Origin of the sequence: Leptothrix cholodnii SP-6 (assembly GCF_000019785.1) — a bacterium.
Lineage (GTDB): Bacteria > Pseudomonadota > Gammaproteobacteria > Burkholderiales > Burkholderiaceae_C > Sphaerotilus > Sphaerotilus cholodnii.
Genome location: NC_010524.1, coordinates 1,484,179 through 1,499,034 on the forward strand (window position 1 = coordinate 1,484,179; position 14,856 = coordinate 1,499,034).

At 68.3% G+C, this 14,856-nt stretch carries 18 protein-coding genes and 1 pseudogene; 17 read left to right on the forward strand and 2 right to left on the reverse strand.

Features of this window, described 5'->3' with window-relative positions:
* The first annotated feature begins 18 nt into the window (after positions 1–18).
* Together LCHO_RS06980 and LCHO_RS22690 are read left to right on the forward strand one after the other, a co-directional pair.
* Positions 19–1,062: a Gfo/Idh/MocA family protein gene (locus LCHO_RS06980; RefSeq protein ID WP_223210514.1), complete on the forward strand. Its 1,044-nt coding sequence runs from the start codon at positions 19–21 to the stop codon at positions 1,060–1,062.
* Complete coding sequence (locus LCHO_RS22690) at positions 1,059–2,321, forward strand: DegT/DnrJ/EryC1/StrS family aminotransferase (RefSeq protein WP_012346428.1); 1,263 nt, start codon at positions 1,059–1,061, stop codon at positions 2,319–2,321. Before LCHO_RS06980 ends, LCHO_RS22690 begins: the two co-directional genes overlap by 4 nt.
* A 61-nt stretch (positions 2,322–2,382) precedes the next feature.
* Here LCHO_RS22690 and LCHO_RS24240 read toward each other — a convergent pair.
* A pseudogene (locus LCHO_RS24240) lies at positions 2,383–3,447 on the reverse strand (GNAT family N-acetyltransferase); the annotation flags it as partial.
* On the opposite strand from LCHO_RS24240, the gene LCHO_RS06990 reads away from it, so the two are divergent.
* The 3 genes from LCHO_RS06990 (at position 3,329) to LCHO_RS07000 (ending at position 6,113) form a co-directional block, all read left to right on the forward strand.
* Positions 3,329–4,204, forward strand: a complete 876-nt coding sequence (locus LCHO_RS06990) for a response regulator (protein WP_223210515.1) — start codon at positions 3,329–3,331, stop codon at positions 4,202–4,204. The pseudogene LCHO_RS24240 and the gene LCHO_RS06990 sit on opposite strands and share 119 nt — an antisense overlap.
* A 122-nt stretch (positions 4,205–4,326) precedes the next feature.
* Positions 4,327–5,481, forward strand: a complete 1,155-nt coding sequence (locus tag LCHO_RS22020) for an ATP-binding response regulator (RefSeq protein ID WP_012346431.1) — start codon at positions 4,327–4,329, stop codon at positions 5,479–5,481.
* A complete protein-coding gene (locus tag LCHO_RS07000) occupies positions 5,478–6,113 on the forward strand; it encodes a response regulator (protein ID WP_012346432.1) in 636 nt (211 codons plus the stop codon). The genes LCHO_RS22020 and LCHO_RS07000 overlap by 4 nt, the downstream gene beginning before the upstream one ends.
* Here the strand turns inward: LCHO_RS07000 and LCHO_RS07005 are convergent.
* Positions 6,098–6,913 (reverse strand): S1 family peptidase, encoded by an 816-nt coding sequence (locus LCHO_RS07005; protein WP_012346433.1) that lies wholly within the window; start codon positions 6,911–6,913, stop codon positions 6,098–6,100. The two genes, LCHO_RS07000 and LCHO_RS07005, sit on opposite strands and share 16 nt — an antisense overlap.
* A 207-nt stretch (positions 6,914–7,120) precedes the next feature.
* Between LCHO_RS07005 and nifB the strand changes: the two genes are divergently transcribed.
* The 12 genes from nifB (at position 7,121) to LCHO_RS07065 (ending at position 14,855) form a co-directional block, all read left to right on the forward strand.
* Complete coding sequence (gene nifB, locus LCHO_RS07010; RefSeq protein WP_012346434.1) at positions 7,121–8,710, forward strand: nitrogenase cofactor biosynthesis protein NifB; 1,590 nt, start codon at positions 7,121–7,123, stop codon at positions 8,708–8,710.
* A 44-nt stretch (positions 8,711–8,754) separates the two neighbouring features.
* A complete protein-coding gene (locus LCHO_RS07015) occupies positions 8,755–8,949 on the forward strand; it encodes a 4Fe-4S binding protein (RefSeq protein WP_012346435.1) in 195 nt (64 codons plus the stop codon).
* Between the two features lie 8 nt (positions 8,950–8,957).
* Positions 8,958–9,362, forward strand: coding sequence for a HesB/IscA family protein (locus tag LCHO_RS07020; protein ID WP_012346436.1), 405 nt, complete (start codon positions 8,958–8,960; stop codon positions 9,360–9,362).
* A 24-nt stretch (positions 9,363–9,386) separates the two neighbouring features.
* Positions 9,387–10,037 carry a hypothetical protein gene (locus LCHO_RS07025; protein ID WP_012346437.1) on the forward strand — a complete coding sequence of 217 codons (651 nt, stop codon included), beginning with the start codon at positions 9,387–9,389 and terminating at the stop codon, positions 10,035–10,037.
* Entirely contained in the window at positions 10,037–10,849 is an 813-nt protein-coding gene (locus LCHO_RS07030) for a 4Fe4S-binding leucine-rich repeat protein (protein WP_012346438.1), read from the forward strand. Before LCHO_RS07025 ends, LCHO_RS07030 begins: the two co-directional genes overlap by 1 nt.
* Positions 10,850–10,862: 13 nt before the next feature.
* A complete protein-coding gene (locus LCHO_RS07035) occupies positions 10,863–11,198 on the forward strand; it encodes a nitrogen fixation protein NifZ (RefSeq protein ID WP_012346439.1) in 336 nt (111 codons plus the stop codon).
* Between the two features lie 15 nt (positions 11,199–11,213).
* Entirely contained in the window at positions 11,214–11,492 is a 279-nt protein-coding gene (locus tag LCHO_RS07040; protein WP_012346440.1) for a nitrogen fixation protein NifZ, read from the forward strand.
* 77 nt (positions 11,493–11,569) lie between these two features.
* A complete protein-coding gene (locus tag LCHO_RS07045; protein ID WP_043703988.1) occupies positions 11,570–11,911 on the forward strand; it encodes a DUF3024 domain-containing protein in 342 nt (113 codons plus the stop codon).
* Positions 11,908–13,083, forward strand: coding sequence for a cysteine desulfurase family protein (locus tag LCHO_RS07050; protein WP_012346442.1), 1,176 nt, complete (start codon positions 11,908–11,910; stop codon positions 13,081–13,083). The genes LCHO_RS07045 and LCHO_RS07050 overlap by 4 nt, the downstream gene beginning before the upstream one ends.
* Before the next feature lie 44 nt (positions 13,084–13,127).
* Positions 13,128–13,346, forward strand: coding sequence for a putative nitrogen fixation protein NifT (gene nifT / locus LCHO_RS07055; protein WP_012346443.1), 219 nt, complete (start codon positions 13,128–13,130; stop codon positions 13,344–13,346).
* A gap of 11 nt (positions 13,347–13,357) precedes the next feature.
* Positions 13,358–13,645, forward strand: a complete 288-nt coding sequence (locus tag LCHO_RS07060; RefSeq protein ID WP_012346444.1) for a hypothetical protein — start codon at positions 13,358–13,360, stop codon at positions 13,643–13,645.
* Positions 13,646–13,649: 4 nt separating this feature from the next.
* Positions 13,650–14,855, forward strand: a complete 1,206-nt coding sequence (locus tag LCHO_RS07065; RefSeq protein ID WP_012346445.1) for a DegT/DnrJ/EryC1/StrS family aminotransferase — start codon at positions 13,650–13,652, stop codon at positions 14,853–14,855.
* The last annotated feature ends 1 nt before the right edge of the window (position 14,856 follow it).

Sequence of the window (14,856 nt, forward strand, 5' to 3'; positions counted from 1 at the left end):
TCAATGAAAGACAACGCCGTGAGCTCCTGCGACATCAACATCGGCATCATCGGTTACGGCTATTGGGGCCCCAACCTGGTCCGCAACTTTGCCGAGACACCCGGAGCCCGCGTTGCGGCGGTGTCCGATCTCGATCCGGCCAGACTGGCGATGGTGCCGCGGCGCTTTCCGACCGTGCGGACCACGACCGATTTCCGCGCGCTGCTCGACGATCCGGACATCGACGCCATCGCCATCGCCACCCCCGTGCACACGCACTTCGAGCTGGCCCGCGCGGCGCTGAGTGCCGACAAGCACGTGTGGCTGGAAAAGCCCATGACCGAGCGCTGCAGCCAGGCCCGCGAGCTCATTGCGCTGGCGCAGCAGCACCGCCGCGTGCTGCTGGTCGACCACACCTTCATCTACACCGGCGCGGTGGCCAAGATGCACGAGCTGATCCGCAGCGGCGAGCTCGGGCGCATCTACTACTACGACTCGATTCGCGTCAACCTCGGGCTGTTCCAGCGTGACGTGAGCGTGATCGCCGACCTCGCGGTGCACGACTTCTCGATCCTCGACTACCTGCTGGGTGAACACCCGGTGGCGGTGACGTCCAGCGGCACCAACCACTTTCCGGGCACGCCGGAGAACCTCGCCTACGTGACGCTGTTCTACGAGTCCGGCACCATCGCGCACGCCAATGTCAGCTGGCTCGCGCCGGTCAAGGTGCGGCAGATCCTGGTGGGTGGCAGCAAGAAGATGATCACCTACGACGACCTCGAGCCCAGCGAGAAGATCAAGGTCTACGACAAGGGCGTGAGCTTCGTCGACGACCCCGAGAAGATCCACGAGATGCGCGTGGGCTACCGCACCGGCGACATGTGGGCGCCCAAGCTGGCGGTGACCGAAGCGCTGCGGGTCGAGGGCGAACACTTCGTCGACTGCATCGTCAATCACAGGACGCCCAGGACCGACGGACAGCTGGGCCTGCGGGTGGTCGAGCTCATCGAGGCGGCCAGCGCGTCGATGCGCCACAAGGGCGAGACCGTCTACATCACGCACGAACGGGAGATTGCATCGTGACGCCATTCCTCGATCTGAAAGCGCAGTACCTGTCGATCAAGGACGAGGTGGATGCGGCGATCCAGGGCGTGCTCGACAGCTGCCAGTTCACGCTGGGCAGCGAGGTCGCGGCCTTCGAAAGCGAGTTCGCTGCCTATTGCGAAGCCGCCCACGGCATCGGCGTCAACACCGGCACCAGCGCGCTGCATCTGGCGCTGCTGGCTGCCGGCGTCGGCGCGGGTGACGAGGTGATCACGGTGCCGTTCACGTTCGTCGCCACGGTGTCGGCGGTCGACTACACCGGCGCCCGGCCGGTGTTCGTCGACATCGATCCGCGCAGCTTCACGATCGACGTCACGGCGATCGAGGCCGCGATCACGCCGCGCACCCGGGCGATCATTCCGGTGCACCTGTACGGGCAGCCGGCCGACATGGATCCGATCCTGGCGATCGCACGGCGCCACGGCCTGGTGGTCATCGAGGATGCCTGCCAGGCCCACGGCGCGACGTACAAGGGCCGGCGCACCGGCAGCATGGGTGACCTGGCCTGCTTCAGCTTCTACCCGGGCAAGAACCTGGGCGCCTGCGGCGAGGCTGGCATGGTGGTCACGAACGACCCGGCGCTTGCGCACACCCTGCGCATGCTGCGCGACTGGGGCGCCGAGAAGAAATATCACCACGTGCTCAGGGGCTACAACTTCCGCATGGAAGGCATTCAGGGGGCCGTGCTGAGGGTCAAGCTGCGCCGCCTGGAGGCCTGGACCGAAGCGCGGCGCGGTGTCGCCGCCCTCTACGACCGGCTGCTGGCCGGCAGCGGCATCGCCACGCCCGAGGCGATGCCCTGGGCCCGCCACGTCCATCACATCTACGCCGTGCGCACGGGCCATCGGCAGGCGTGGCAGGAGGCGCTGCTGGCACAAGGCATCCAGACCGGCATCCACTACCCGACGCCCGTGCATCTGCTGCCGGCGTTTGCCGACCTGGGTTATCGCGCCGGTCAGTTCCCGCATGCGGAGCAGGCCGCGCGCGAGGTGCTGTCGCTGCCGATGTATCCGGAGATCACGCCGCATCAATGCGCGGAGGTGGCCCGTTCGCTGCGCGACCTCGCCGCGGCGGATGCGGCCATTGCGCCGCTCAGAGCCGATCGAAGGGATAGACGTAGTGCCAGGGAAACGCGGCTGCCAGACGCTGCCGACCCAGCTGACGAAACGCCTGTTCATCGCGCAGCGCCATCACGTAGGTTCGATAGCCCGCCTCCCGTGCGCCCCACTTCTGCTTGAAGCGGTACACGCCGCTGTCGCGCCCCGGCGAGCTTTCCCAGTTCCAGTGGGTCTGGCCGGCGGCGCGCGCCGTGCGCATCGCCCGGTCGATGAGCAGCACGCCCGGTTGCAGCGCGCGGTCCTCGGCGCGGGTGCAGGGCGTGTAGTAGCTCACCGTGCGCGGTGACACCAGCACCAGCAGGCCGGCGAGCATCTCGCCCGCGCGGTAGGCGAAGGACACCCGGGCGTGGCGGCCGCTCAGGCCTTCCGACATCAGCCGGTCCAGCGCGATGCGCGGCTTGAGCGGGATGCCGTGTGCGTCGCAGTTCTGCCGATAGATCGCGTAGAAGCACTCGACGCGCTCCGGCGTGGGCTCGGTGCAGATCTCGATGCCGGCGGCTTCGGCCTTGCGCAGGTTGCGCGCCAGCGCACCGGCGTGCTGCGTGTCGGCCAGCGTCTGGAGCATCTGGTACTGCGTGCTGCGCTCGACCACCAGGGCCTGCGGCATGGCCGCGTCATAACGCTCGAAATGCGCCGACAGGAAGGGCGTGCAGACCGAACACGCCCAGGCGTCGGCCTGCCTGGCGCGCGCGATCAGCGCCTCGAGCAACGCGGCGTGGATGTCTCGCCACAGCGCTCCCGGCGGCGCGCTGCACAGCACGCCGGCGTTCGGGCCGAAGAAGGGCAGCGACGTGCACGTCGCGCCGAGTTCACCGCGGTGCATGAATGCAGGCAGCAGACCGACCAGTTCGCCGTCGCAGCGCGCACCCAGATAGACCGGTGTGCCCGCCCCGACCTGCGCGAGCATGTCGCGGTAGAACGGGTAGTGGTAGGCCAGCACCTCGGGCGTGTGTCGCCCCAGCGCGTCGAGAAACGCGCACACCTGCGCGTCGTTCTCGGGCGACAGGTCTTCGACACTGACGGACATGTCCGCTCTCCCGGTCCCATCTGGATGCAAGGTGCAATCTACCGAACCCTGCGATCGGCGCGGCCCACGTGCAGGGGCGCGGCCGTGAGCCGACCGGCTCATGGCCGCGCCCGCCCATGGGCCGCTGGAGCTATGCGCCGTCGACCTGGCCATGCACATGCCCGCCGCCCTGGGTGTCGCACATTGCAGGCATCCGATCGGGCTGCGATCGGGCCGCATCGCGCCCGCGATGCCTTGTCGCGAGGGGCCCCGTGCCGTGCGCATGCACTCGTCCATCAGCCTGGATCCGCAGCCCGGACGACCGTCCGGCGTGGGGGCATCCGGCGCGCCGCCGAGTGCCCGGGTGGTGAGGATCCTGATGGCGGACGACCATCCGGTCGTTCGCCAGCGCCTGCGCCAGATCCTGATGGCCGAGCCCGCCCTGACGGTGGTCGCGGAGGCCGGCGACGGCGACGAAGCGCTCGCGCTGGCCCGGTCGACCGACTGGGATCTGGCGCTGCTCGACTTCTCGATGCCCGGCTGCAGCGGCCTGAGCCTGATCGAGCACGTGCGCCGAGACTTCCCGCAGCGGCCGGTGCTGGTGCTGAGCGTCCATGACGAGCAGTTGCTCGCGCCGCACGTGCTCAGGGCCGGCGCGTCGGGTTACCTCTGCAAGGAGTGCGCGACCGAACAGCTGATCCAGGCGATCCGCGCCGTCACGGCCGGCGGCACCCATGTCAGCGCGCCGGTGGCGCAGCGGCTGGCATGGCAGGTCGCGATCGAGTCGGGCGGGGCGCCGCACGAGCGGCTGTCCGACCGCGAATACCGGGTCATGTGGCTGTTGAGCAGCGGCCGGCACATCGTCGAGATCGCCCAGGAACTGCATCTGCGGCCGCGCACCGTCGCCAGCTATCGCCACAGGGTGCTGCGCAAACTGGGTCTGCATGACACCGCCGAACTGGTGAGCTACGCGGTCCGTCATGAGCTCGTGGGCTGACTATCGGCAATGGTCCTTCAATCCGAGGCCGGGGGAGGTACTGTCCCGCTTGTCAATCGGGTCCGGATCCGGTAGACCTCTGACACTCCGATCGGACTACGGCCCAGCACGAAAGGCTGTGTATGCCCACAGCAGACAAGGCGAACATCCTCCTCGTCGACGACGAACCGGAGAACCTGTCTGCCTTGCGCGTGCTGCTGGACGGTGCCGACCGTCACCTGCTGCTGGCCCACGACGCCGACGCTGCACTGCGCTGCGCGAGCGAGCACGATCTCGCCCTGATCCTGCTCGACGTGTGCATGCCCGGCACGGACGGTTTCGAGAGCGCGCAGATGCTGCGTCGAAACGAGCGGTCGAGGCTTGCGCCGATCATCTTTCTGGCGACGTCGGCTGACGATCTGGCGTCGATCTCTCGCGGCTACGAGGTCGGCGCGGTCGACTACCTGGTCAAGCCCCTGTTGCCCGAGGTGCTGCGCTCGAAGGTGTCGGTGTTCGTCGATCTGCACCGCAAGAACACCGAGCTGCGCCATGAGGTGGCCGTGCGCCGCAGCGCCGAGCGGCAGGTGCGCGAGTCCGAAGCGCGCCTGCATGCGCTGACCAGCCACTTCATCACCATGCGCGAAAAGGAGCGCACCGCCATCGCACGCGAGATCCACGACGAGCTCGGCCAGGTGCTGACCGTGCTCAAGATGGACATCGCCTGGCTGGCCAGGCATCCCGACGATGCACGCCTGCGGGTCAAGACCGATGCGATGAGCCGGCTCATCGACGACACGATCCGCTCGGTTCGCAAGATTTCAGCCGGGCTGCGGCCCGAGGTGCTCGACGACATGGGCCTGGTCTCGGCGATCGCCTGGCAGACCACGGAGTTCCAGAAGCGCACCGGCGTGCGTTGCCGCTCGGCGCTGCCGCCCGAGACCGAGGTCTTCGACAAGGACCTGTCGAACACCCTGTTCCGGATCTTCCAGGAGATCCTGACCAACGTGGCGCGCCACGCACACGCCACGCGGCTCGATGTCGAACTGCGACAGGCAGGCGACCGGCTGGTGCTCAAGGTGGCCGACAACGGCGTGGGCATCGTCGTGCAAGAGGCCAACGCCCCGACCACCCTGGGGCTTCTGGGCATGCACGAGCGTGCGCTGAGGCTCGGTGGCACGGTTGCGATCGACGGGGAGCCGGGCGCCGGGACACGCGTGCGGGTGTCCATCCCGATACCGGGCTCGCAACGCGAGCACGGGCGTGAATCACGCAGCGAACGAGCAGAGGGGTTGCCATGAACATGCGGGTCTTCATCGCCGACGATCATCCGGTGGTCCGGCAAGGCCTCAAGCAGCTGCTGGGCGCCGAGGCCGATTTCAGCGTCGCCGGCGAAGCCAGCAGCGGCCACGAGGTGATCGACCAATGCGGGCGCTTCGCCTGGGACGTGGCGGTGCTCGATTACCGGATGCCCGGCAAGGGCGGCATCGACCTGATCAAGGAACTGCGCCAGCGCTTCCCGGACCGGCCGGTGCTGGTGCTGAGCGTCTGCCCGGAGGACCAGTACGCGATGCGTGTGCTGCGCGCCGGTGCGGCCGGCTACCTGACCAAGGAAAGTGCGCCCGAGGACCTGGTCAACGCCATCCGCAAGGTGGCGCGTGGTGGGCGTTTCGTCAGCGCCGCACTGGGCGAGCAGCTGGCGCTGTCGCTGTCGACCGGTGGCGACGAGCCGCTGCATTGCCGCCTGTCGGACCGCGAGTACCAGATCATGTGGCTGCTCGCCTCGGGCAAGAAGGTCGGCGAGATCGCGCAGCAGCTCTTCCTCAGCCCGAACACCATCAGCACCTACCGCAAGCGCATCCTCGAGAAGCTCGATCTGAAGAGCAATGCCGAGCTGATGCGCTACGCCATCGGGCATCAGCTGGTCGATTGAGGCGTCTGCGGGCCGGCTGATCGGGGCGCGCCTGTCACGCCCGGCCGGTTCGCCGTTTCGCTGCCCTCGACGCGGGCATCGTCGGCGGTGAGCGTCATCAGGATGTCGGCGTACCAGGCGCAGTTCAGGCCGAGCGATTCATCGAGCAGCTGGTCGCGGGTTTCCATGTCCATGCGCGACGAATGCACGCCCAGCAGCTTCCACGGCAGCGACAGGCCCGAGGCCGTGCTGCGCATCACCACCGGCGCGCCGCTGACGCCGCGGTGCGTGCGGGCGTCGGTCAGGAAATAACCCTGGCCCTGGAAACGCACGCCGAACGACGACGCGATCACCGCCTGGCGCACCACCGGCAGGTGATGCAGCGTGTCGTGGAAACCGAGCGGGAACCCCACCACCAGCAGCGCGCTGCCGACCTCGACCTCGTCGAGTGAGCCTTGCAGATGCGCCGGCGTGAAGCAGCGCAGCAGCACCGACGCCGGTAGCGCGGCGCGATCGAGCTCGATCACCGCCACGTCGATCTCGCCGCCGGCATCGCGGCCCTGGCGCCACAGGCTCTTGCCGTCCTTGTAGAGCATCACCGATAGCACGCCCGAGCGCGTCAGGTTGACCGCATCGGTGTGCAGGTCGATCTCGATGCGGTTGGGGAAATGCTTGCTCGGCTTGTCGATCACGACATGCCGGCTGGTGACGAGAAACAGGCGCCCGTCGCGCTCGAAGAAGAAACCGCTCGCGCCGGTGAGAACCCGGTCTCCGTCGAAGGTCGAGACCCGGGTGGCGGTCAGCAGTATCGGTTCGATCATGGTCGGCTTTCGTGAAGTCAGCGCCGAGTGTCGGCGATGTCGCAGTCGCGGTGTCGGATGTCTGCTTTGTCGCAATCCACACAGCATGCCGAGGCCGGTGAATTGCGCTAAGTCGTTGATTCATCAAGATGCGCGACCTGGCACGGCTCTCGCAAAAAGAGCTGCAAACCTGCCCATCCCGGCAGTCGATCGCACGGAGAGTTGCCCATGTCTCAAGCCACCGCCTTCGTCAACATCGCGGACCTGCGCAAGGGTCGCCAGGCGCTGAGCGAAGTTGTCGATGTTCCTGAAACCGGCGGGGGCTGCGGCACCAGCGGCGGTGAGGGCAAGGCCAGTTGCGGCACCTCCGCCGGCCCCGACGACATGCCCGCCGAGATCTGGAACAAGGTCAAGAACCACCCGTGCTATTCGGAAGAGGCGCATCACCACTACGCCCGCATGCACGTGGCCGTGGCGCCGGCCTGCAACATCCAGTGCAACTACTGCAATCGCAAATACGACTGCAGCAATGAGTCGCGCCCGGGGGTGGTGAGCCAGAAGCTCACGCCCGAACAGGCCGTCAAGAAGGTCGTGGCGGTGGCCAGCGAGATCCCGCAGATGACGGTGCTCGGCATTGCCGGCCCGGGCGATGCGCTGGCGAACCCGAAGAAGACCTTCGACACCTTCCGCATGCTGCAGGAGCAGGCGCCCGACATCAAGCTGTGTCTCTCGACCAATGGCCTGGCATTGCCGGCGCTGGTCGACGAGATCTGCAAGTACAACATCGACCACGTCACGATCACCATCAACATGGTCGATCCGGAGGTGGGTGCGAAGATCTATCCGTGGATCTTCTGGGATCACAAGCGCGTGACCGGTGTCGAGGCCGCGCGCATCCTGCACGAGAACCAGATGCTCGGTCTGGAGATGCTCACCGCGCGCGGCGTGCTCACCAAGATCAACTCGGTGCTGATCCCCGGCATCAACGACGAGCACCTGATCGAGGTGAACCGCGAGGTCAAGAAGCGAGGTGCCTTCCTGCACAACATCATGCCGCTGATCAGCGAAGCCGAACACGGCACCGTGTTCGGGCTGACCGGCCAGCGCGGCCCGAGCGCGCAGGAGCTGAAGGCCGTGCAGGACGCGTGCATGGGCGGCGCCAACCTGATGCGCCATTGCCGCCAGTGCCGCGCTGATGCAGTGGGCCTGCTGGGCGAAGACCGCTCGGAAGAGTTCACGCTCGACAAGATCGAAGAGATGGAAGTGGTCTACGACCTCGACAAGCGCAGGAGCTACCAGGACAAGGTCGAGACCGAGCGCCAGGCCCAGCATGCGGCCAAGCTCGCCGCGCTGGCATCGAGCAACACCGACGACGGTGTCGACCCGGGCATGAAGGTGCTGGTGGCTGTGGCCACCGAAGGCCACGGCAAGGTCAACCTGCACTTCGGCCACGCCACCGAGTTCCAGATCTTCGAGGTGAGCCAGGGCGAGGCCCTGTTCGTCGGCCATCGCCGCGTCGACCTCTATTGCCAGGGCGGCTACGGCGAAGAAGAAGCGCTGCCGTCGGTGGTCAATGCCATCAACGACTGCCACGCCGTGCTGGTGTCCAAGATCGGCGCCTGCCCGCGCGATGAACTGAGCGCCGCCGGCATCGAGCCGGTGGACGAATACGCGCACGAGTTCATCGAGAAGGCCGCGCTCTCGTGGTTCGGCCGCTACCGCGAACGCATTGCCAGCGGCGCCATCACGCATCAGCCGCGCGGCGACGCCCGCATCCGCCAGGGCGCCTACACCTCGGGCGCCGAACACGCTGCCTGACCCCTACTTTTCAACTGTTTCCAGTCCCCATCAAGGAGAACGACATGGCCCTCAAGATCATTGCCTCGACCTGCACCGGCTGCTCGGCCTGCGAGCCTGAATGCCCCAACGTCGCGATTCGCGAAAAGGGCGGCACCTTCGTCATCGACCCGAAGAAGTGCACCGAATGCGAAGGCCAGTTCGACTCGCCGCAGTGCGTCGCCGTCTGCCCGGTCGAAGGCTGCATCAAACCTGCGTGAGAACCCAAATGATCCTGCCTACCCTCACTGTCACCGCCGCGGCCCAGAAGTTCATCAGCCGCATGGTCCGTTTCTCCGAGCACCCGACCGGCGGTTTCCGTCTCACGGTTTCTGCCGGTGGCTGCTCGGGCTACAACGCCGAGTTCACGGTCGAGCCCGCGGCGCAGGCCGGTGACGGCGAATTGCTGGTCAATGGCGTCAAGGTCTTCCTGCCCGCCGAAAGCCGCCTGATGCTCGACGGCGTGACGATCGACTTTGCCGACACCCCCACCCGGAGCGGTCTGACCTTCATCAACCCGAACGCGGCCGCCTGTGGCTGCTCGACCTCGGGCGATGCCGCGGCGCCGCCGGCCCAGGCGACGGTGTCGGTGAGCTCGATCACCCGCATGAGTTCGGCCAGCGCCGGCCACTGAGAGCCGAGGCCAGGGGAGCACGCCGTGCCGATCGATCCCGACTTCGACGACGCCGTGCTCGGCTTCGGCCTGCCTGCCGAGGCCGAGCAGGCCCTCGCGCAAGCCGGCGTCCTGCGTGCCGACCCGCCCGAGGCGATGGCCGCGCTGATGCGCGCCAAGGCGATCGCGCCCGAGCATCCGGCCGTGCTGATCGCGTTCTATCGCCATCACTTCTACGGCCACCGCCTGGCCGCCGCGCGCGACGTGGCACGCACGGCGCTGGTGGTCGGCGCACGTGCACTCTGCCTGCCGCTGGTCTGGCGCGACGTGCCCGGGCGTGCCCTGGCCGGCGCGGACGAGGACATCACGACCCGCTTCTACTTGTGGGTGCTCAAGGGCTACGCCTACCTGAGCATGCGCCTGGACGACCCGGTGGAAGCGCGCGACGCGCTCGCCAAGCTGCGCATGATCGACCCCGACGACCGTGTCGGTGGCGCCTTGCTCGAGGCCGTGCGGCAGCGCCGCGAGCGCAGCGAACTGCGTGCTCGGTTGCGCGACACGCTGGGCGTCGACATCCACGTCGATCGCGTCGATGACGCCGACGGCTTCGATGACGGCGAGGACGACGGCCCCGCGCTGCCGGTGTTCGGTGCGGCCGCCTGGGCGCGCGTCTCGGGCTCGACGGGAGCCGCGTGATGGTCGATCAGCCCCCCGCCTGGAACGACATCCCCGCCGTGCACTGGCAGGGCGGCGAGCTCGACTGCCAGGGTTGCGTGCATGCGCCCTTGCGGGCCGAAGGGCGCTGCGAGCCCGGACGCATGTGCATGCAGGACGCCTATGCGCGGCGCATTGACCGCTTCTTCAGGGCCCACCCCGAACTCGCCAATCAGCACCTGGGACACGACTACTTCGAGGTGCGGGCGATCGCTGCGCGCTACGCCGACGTGTTCCGCCTGCCGGCGCTGATGAACGATCCGGACGAGACCGTGCGCCTGCAACTGGCCCTGCGCCTGCCGCAGCGCCAGCTCCTGAGCATGCGTGACGATGCGCATCGCGAAGTGCGCATCCGCGTGGCCTACGGCCTGGCGGCGGAGCACCTGCCGTCGATGATGCGCGACCCCGATTACCACGTGCGCGCCACCGTGGCGCGGCGTCTCAGCGAGGGCCTGCTGCCGCTGCTGATCAACGATCCCGACCTGATGGTGCGCCGCGAAGTGGCGCAGCGCGTGCCGATGCCGGCGCTGTGGCGCATGGTCGAGGACAGTGAGTCCGAAGTGCGCCGCATCGTCGCCGAACGGCTGCCGGCGCCGCTGCTGGACGCCCTGGTCGACGACCCCGACCTGCTGGTGCGCTGGCAAGCCGCTGGCCGCGCGATGGGCGCGGTGCTGGCGCGTTTCGCCCAGGACCCCGAGGCCGACGTGCGCGAGCGCGCCGAGCAGCGCCGCGCCGAACTTGAAGCCACCGCGCCACCCGACGCCTGCGCCGGCCCGTCCCTGCATTCCGTCTGAACCCGAGGCAAGCATGGCCGACATCAACCGCGACGACGACATCATCGAAGTGGCCTCGCCGCCGCGCTACGCGATGGGCGAGCGGGTCATCAGCCGCACGGTGATCCGCAACGACGGCACCTACAACGGCAAGGACATCGGCGAGGTGCTGGTCAACAAGGGCGAGATCGGTTTCGTCACCTCGATCGGCACCTTCCTGCAGCAGTTCTACATCTACGCGGTCGAGTTCGTCGAATCGGGCCACCGCGTGGGCATGCGTGGCAAGGAGCTGTGCACGCTCGACCACCTGCCCGAAGAAGTGCTGGCGCAGCTCGGCGAGCGCGCTCGGCAACTCCAGGACCTTCGTTGATTCAAGGAGAACCGCATGATCGACCAGCGCCTTCCCAAGTTCGAATGGGGCCAGCCCGTGATCGCCGCCGTCGATCTCTACAACGACGGCAGCCACCCCGAAGTGCCCGAAGACCACCTGCTGATCCCCGCTGGCGGCATCGGCGAGGTGGTGCAGGTGGGCCACCACGGCGAGGCCAACATCCCCGTCTACATGGTCGACTTCGGCCTGGCAGTGATCGGCTGCCTCGAAGAAGAGATCGCCCTCGAAGGCACCGACCTCATCACCCTGGCCGTTCAGGCCGAGGAGGCCTGAGCATGCGCGCGCTCAAGGCCGCCCGCCCGCGGCGCTCTGCTACAGGCTCACGCGATGAGCCTGCCGAGCCCCCCGCCGTGAGATCGGCCGCCGTCAGCAGCCTCGACGCGCGCCGGATCGAGAACGCGCTCGACCAGCGCAGCCGCTACAAGTACGTGCAGCCGCGTTTCCTGCGCGAGGGCCGGGGCTGGAAGATCGCCAGCCCCAACTGCTCGCGCAACGTCGACAGCGCCGGCGGCGAGATCGACATCGCCTGGCTGGTGCCGGTGGCCGCAGGCCGCCAAGGCCTTGACGGAGGCTGGCTGCTCTACGCCCGCGATCACGCCCAGGACTGCTGGCAGCTCAAGCGCCACGACGCCTCGCTGCCGGCCTTGCTGGCCCACCTCTGTGCCGATCCTGACCGGGAGTTCTGGGTATGAACCCGCCTGTCTATCTGGACCACAACGCCACCACCCAGCCCGCGCCCGAGGTGATCGAGGAGATGCTCGACAGCCTGCAGAAGGTCTGGGCCAATCCGTCGTCGACCCACGCGCCCGGGCAGGCTGCGCGCCGCGCGCTCACCGATGCGCGCACCCGGGTGGCGCAGTTCCTCGGCTGCCTCGGTGCCGAGCTGGTGTTCACCAGCGGCGCGACCGAAGCCAATCACATCGCCGTGCTCGGTGCGCTGGCGCAAGGGCGCGCCACCGGCCGCACGCGGCTGGTGATGAGCGCGGTCGAACACCCCGGCATGCTCGCGCTGGCCGAGCGCCTGAGAGGCGAGGGCGTGGTGGTCGACCTGATCGGCGTCGATGCCCGCGGCGTGCTTGATCTGCAGTGCGCCCGCCGCCTGATCGGCGACGACGTGGCGCTGGTCAGCGTGATGGGCGCCAACAACGAGACCGGCGTGCTGATGCCGGTGGCCGAGCTGGCCGCGCTGGCGCATGCGGCGGGCACGTTCGTGCATGTCGACGCCACCCAGCTGGTCGGCAAGACGGCGGCGCGTTTCGATGCCGGCGGTGCTGACCTGTGGTCGGTGTCGGCCCACAAGCTGCACGGGCCCAAGGGCGTCGGCGCGCTGGTGGTGCGCAAGGGCCTGAACTGGCCGGCGCTGTTCGCCGGCCGGCAGGAACGCCACCGCCGCGGCGGCACCGAGAACCTGCCGGGGATCGTCGGTTTTGCCGCCGCGGCCGAACGCACGGCCCGCACGCTGGCTCACGACATGAGCCACATGCGCGACCTGCAGGGCCGGCTCGAATCCGGCCTGCGCGCGGCCCTGCCCGGTGTGCATCTGTACGGCACCGGCGCTGATCGCCTGCCCAACACCAGCTGCCTGCGCTTCGGCACGCTCGACGCCGAACAGGTGCTCGGCAAGCTCGAGCGCGCCGGCGTGTTCGCGTCCTCCGGCGCGGCCTGCACGGCCAGCGGCACGCAGCCTTCGCATGTGCTGCTGGCGATGGGTGAGCCGGCCTTGCATGCCCGCGCCAGCGTGCGTTTCTCGCTCGGCCGCGACACCACCGCGGCCGAGATCGACCAGACCCTTGCGGCGGCCGTGCGCGCCCTCGGTCCCTTGCTGCACACCGTGCCCGCGCCCGCCGAGGCGCTGGCGGCGTGATGCACGCGTGACCCTTCCTTGACCGACCCACGGAGTACCCGACCATGAAAGTGATGATCCGCCGCAGCTCAGCCGGGGTGCTCTCCGCCTACGTGCCCAAGAAGGACCTCGAGGAGCCGATCGTCTCGCAGGAGAAGACCGATCTCTTCGGCGGCACCGTGACGCTCGCCAACGGCTGGGTGCTGGCATTGCCGGAGATGGCCGCGGGCACGAACCTGCCGATCACCGTCGAGGCCAGGCGCCTCTGCGGTGACACCGACTGAAGGAGCCTCGCATGAATGCCACCGACGCTCCCGCCCGGCCCACGCTGCTCGACGCCTTGCCCGAGGCCCTGGCCCTGGCCGATGCCGCCACCGATGTGCGCGGGGCCGCCCAGGCCTTGCGCGCCTTCTACACCCGCATGCGGGTGGTGGTGGTCGATGCCTTCGACATGCGCGACGAAGTCCCCGCTGCCATCGGCCGCAACGTGCAGCTCTACTTTGCGGCCACCGACGGCCATTGCTGGCAGGTGACTGCCGATGGCCGCCAGGCCGCCGGCTTCTTCGTCGCCGGAAAGGGCTGAGACCATGAGTTCCCTGCCTGCCGAACCGATGGACGAGACGGTCGAAGAAGAGAGCTTCGACCTGCCCGACGACTGGCTGCTGCTGTCCGACCCCGACATCACCGAGGTCGAGTCCGAGCTGGTGCAGGCGGCGTTGCGCGAGCCGCGGCTGGCGGCCGGGCCGATGGTCGAGCACTTCGAGAAGCAGTTCGCTGCCTGGTTGGGCCGCAAGCACGCGGTGGCGGTGGCCAGCGGCACGATCGGCACCTGGCTCGCGTTGCGGGCGATGGGCATCGGCTCCGGCGACGAGGTGATCGCTTCGCCCTACGGCTGGTATCAGGTGGCTCATGCCGTGAGCCTGACCGGCGCGAAGGTGGTGTTTGCCGACATCAACTACTGGACCGGCTGCCTCGACCCGGTGCGCACCGCATCGCAGATCACCGACCGGACCCGCGCCATCCTGGCCGGCAACGTCAACGGCCACCCGGCCGCCTGGCATGCGTTTCGTGCGCTGGCGCGTGATCGCGGCCTGAAGCTGATCGAGGATTCGACCGAGGCGATCGGCTCGCGTTATGCCGGCGCGATGGTCGGCAGCTTCGGCGACGCGGCGGTGTTCGACTTCTCGCAACCCTCGGCGCTGTGCTGCGGCGAGGGCGGCATGATCGTCACCGACGACGATGCCCTGGCGATGGAGCTGCGCTACCTGCGCGCCCGCTCGATCCGTGACCGGCGTTCGGTGTCGGTGGGCTCGCGCGTGCCGCTGCAGGCCTCGATCAGCGAGCTGACCGCCGCGCTCGGCGCCGGCCAGCTGGTGCGCATCGATCAGATCCTGGCGCAGCGCAAGCAGGTCGAGGCGTATTACATCGAGCAGATGCAGAGCTTCGAAGGCATCAAGCCGCCCTACGTGGCGACCGATGTCGAAGAGGTGCACTGGATGGTCTACACCGTGCACCTGGGCAAGCGTTTCACGGTGAGCGCCTGCGAGCAGATCATCGAGGACATGGCGGCCGAATCCATCGAGGCCGTCCTCTACTGCCAGCCGCTGCACCAGCAGTTCCATTACATCCAGCAGGGCTACAAGCGCGGCCAGTTTCCGCTGGTCGAGCGCATCGCCGATCGCGCGCTGGCGCTGCCTTTCCACACCCATCTCGAAGCCGACCACGTGAAGTTCATCGTCAAGACGATGAAGGACAGCTCGGTCAACGTCGGCGCGGGTGCGGCCATCTACTGAC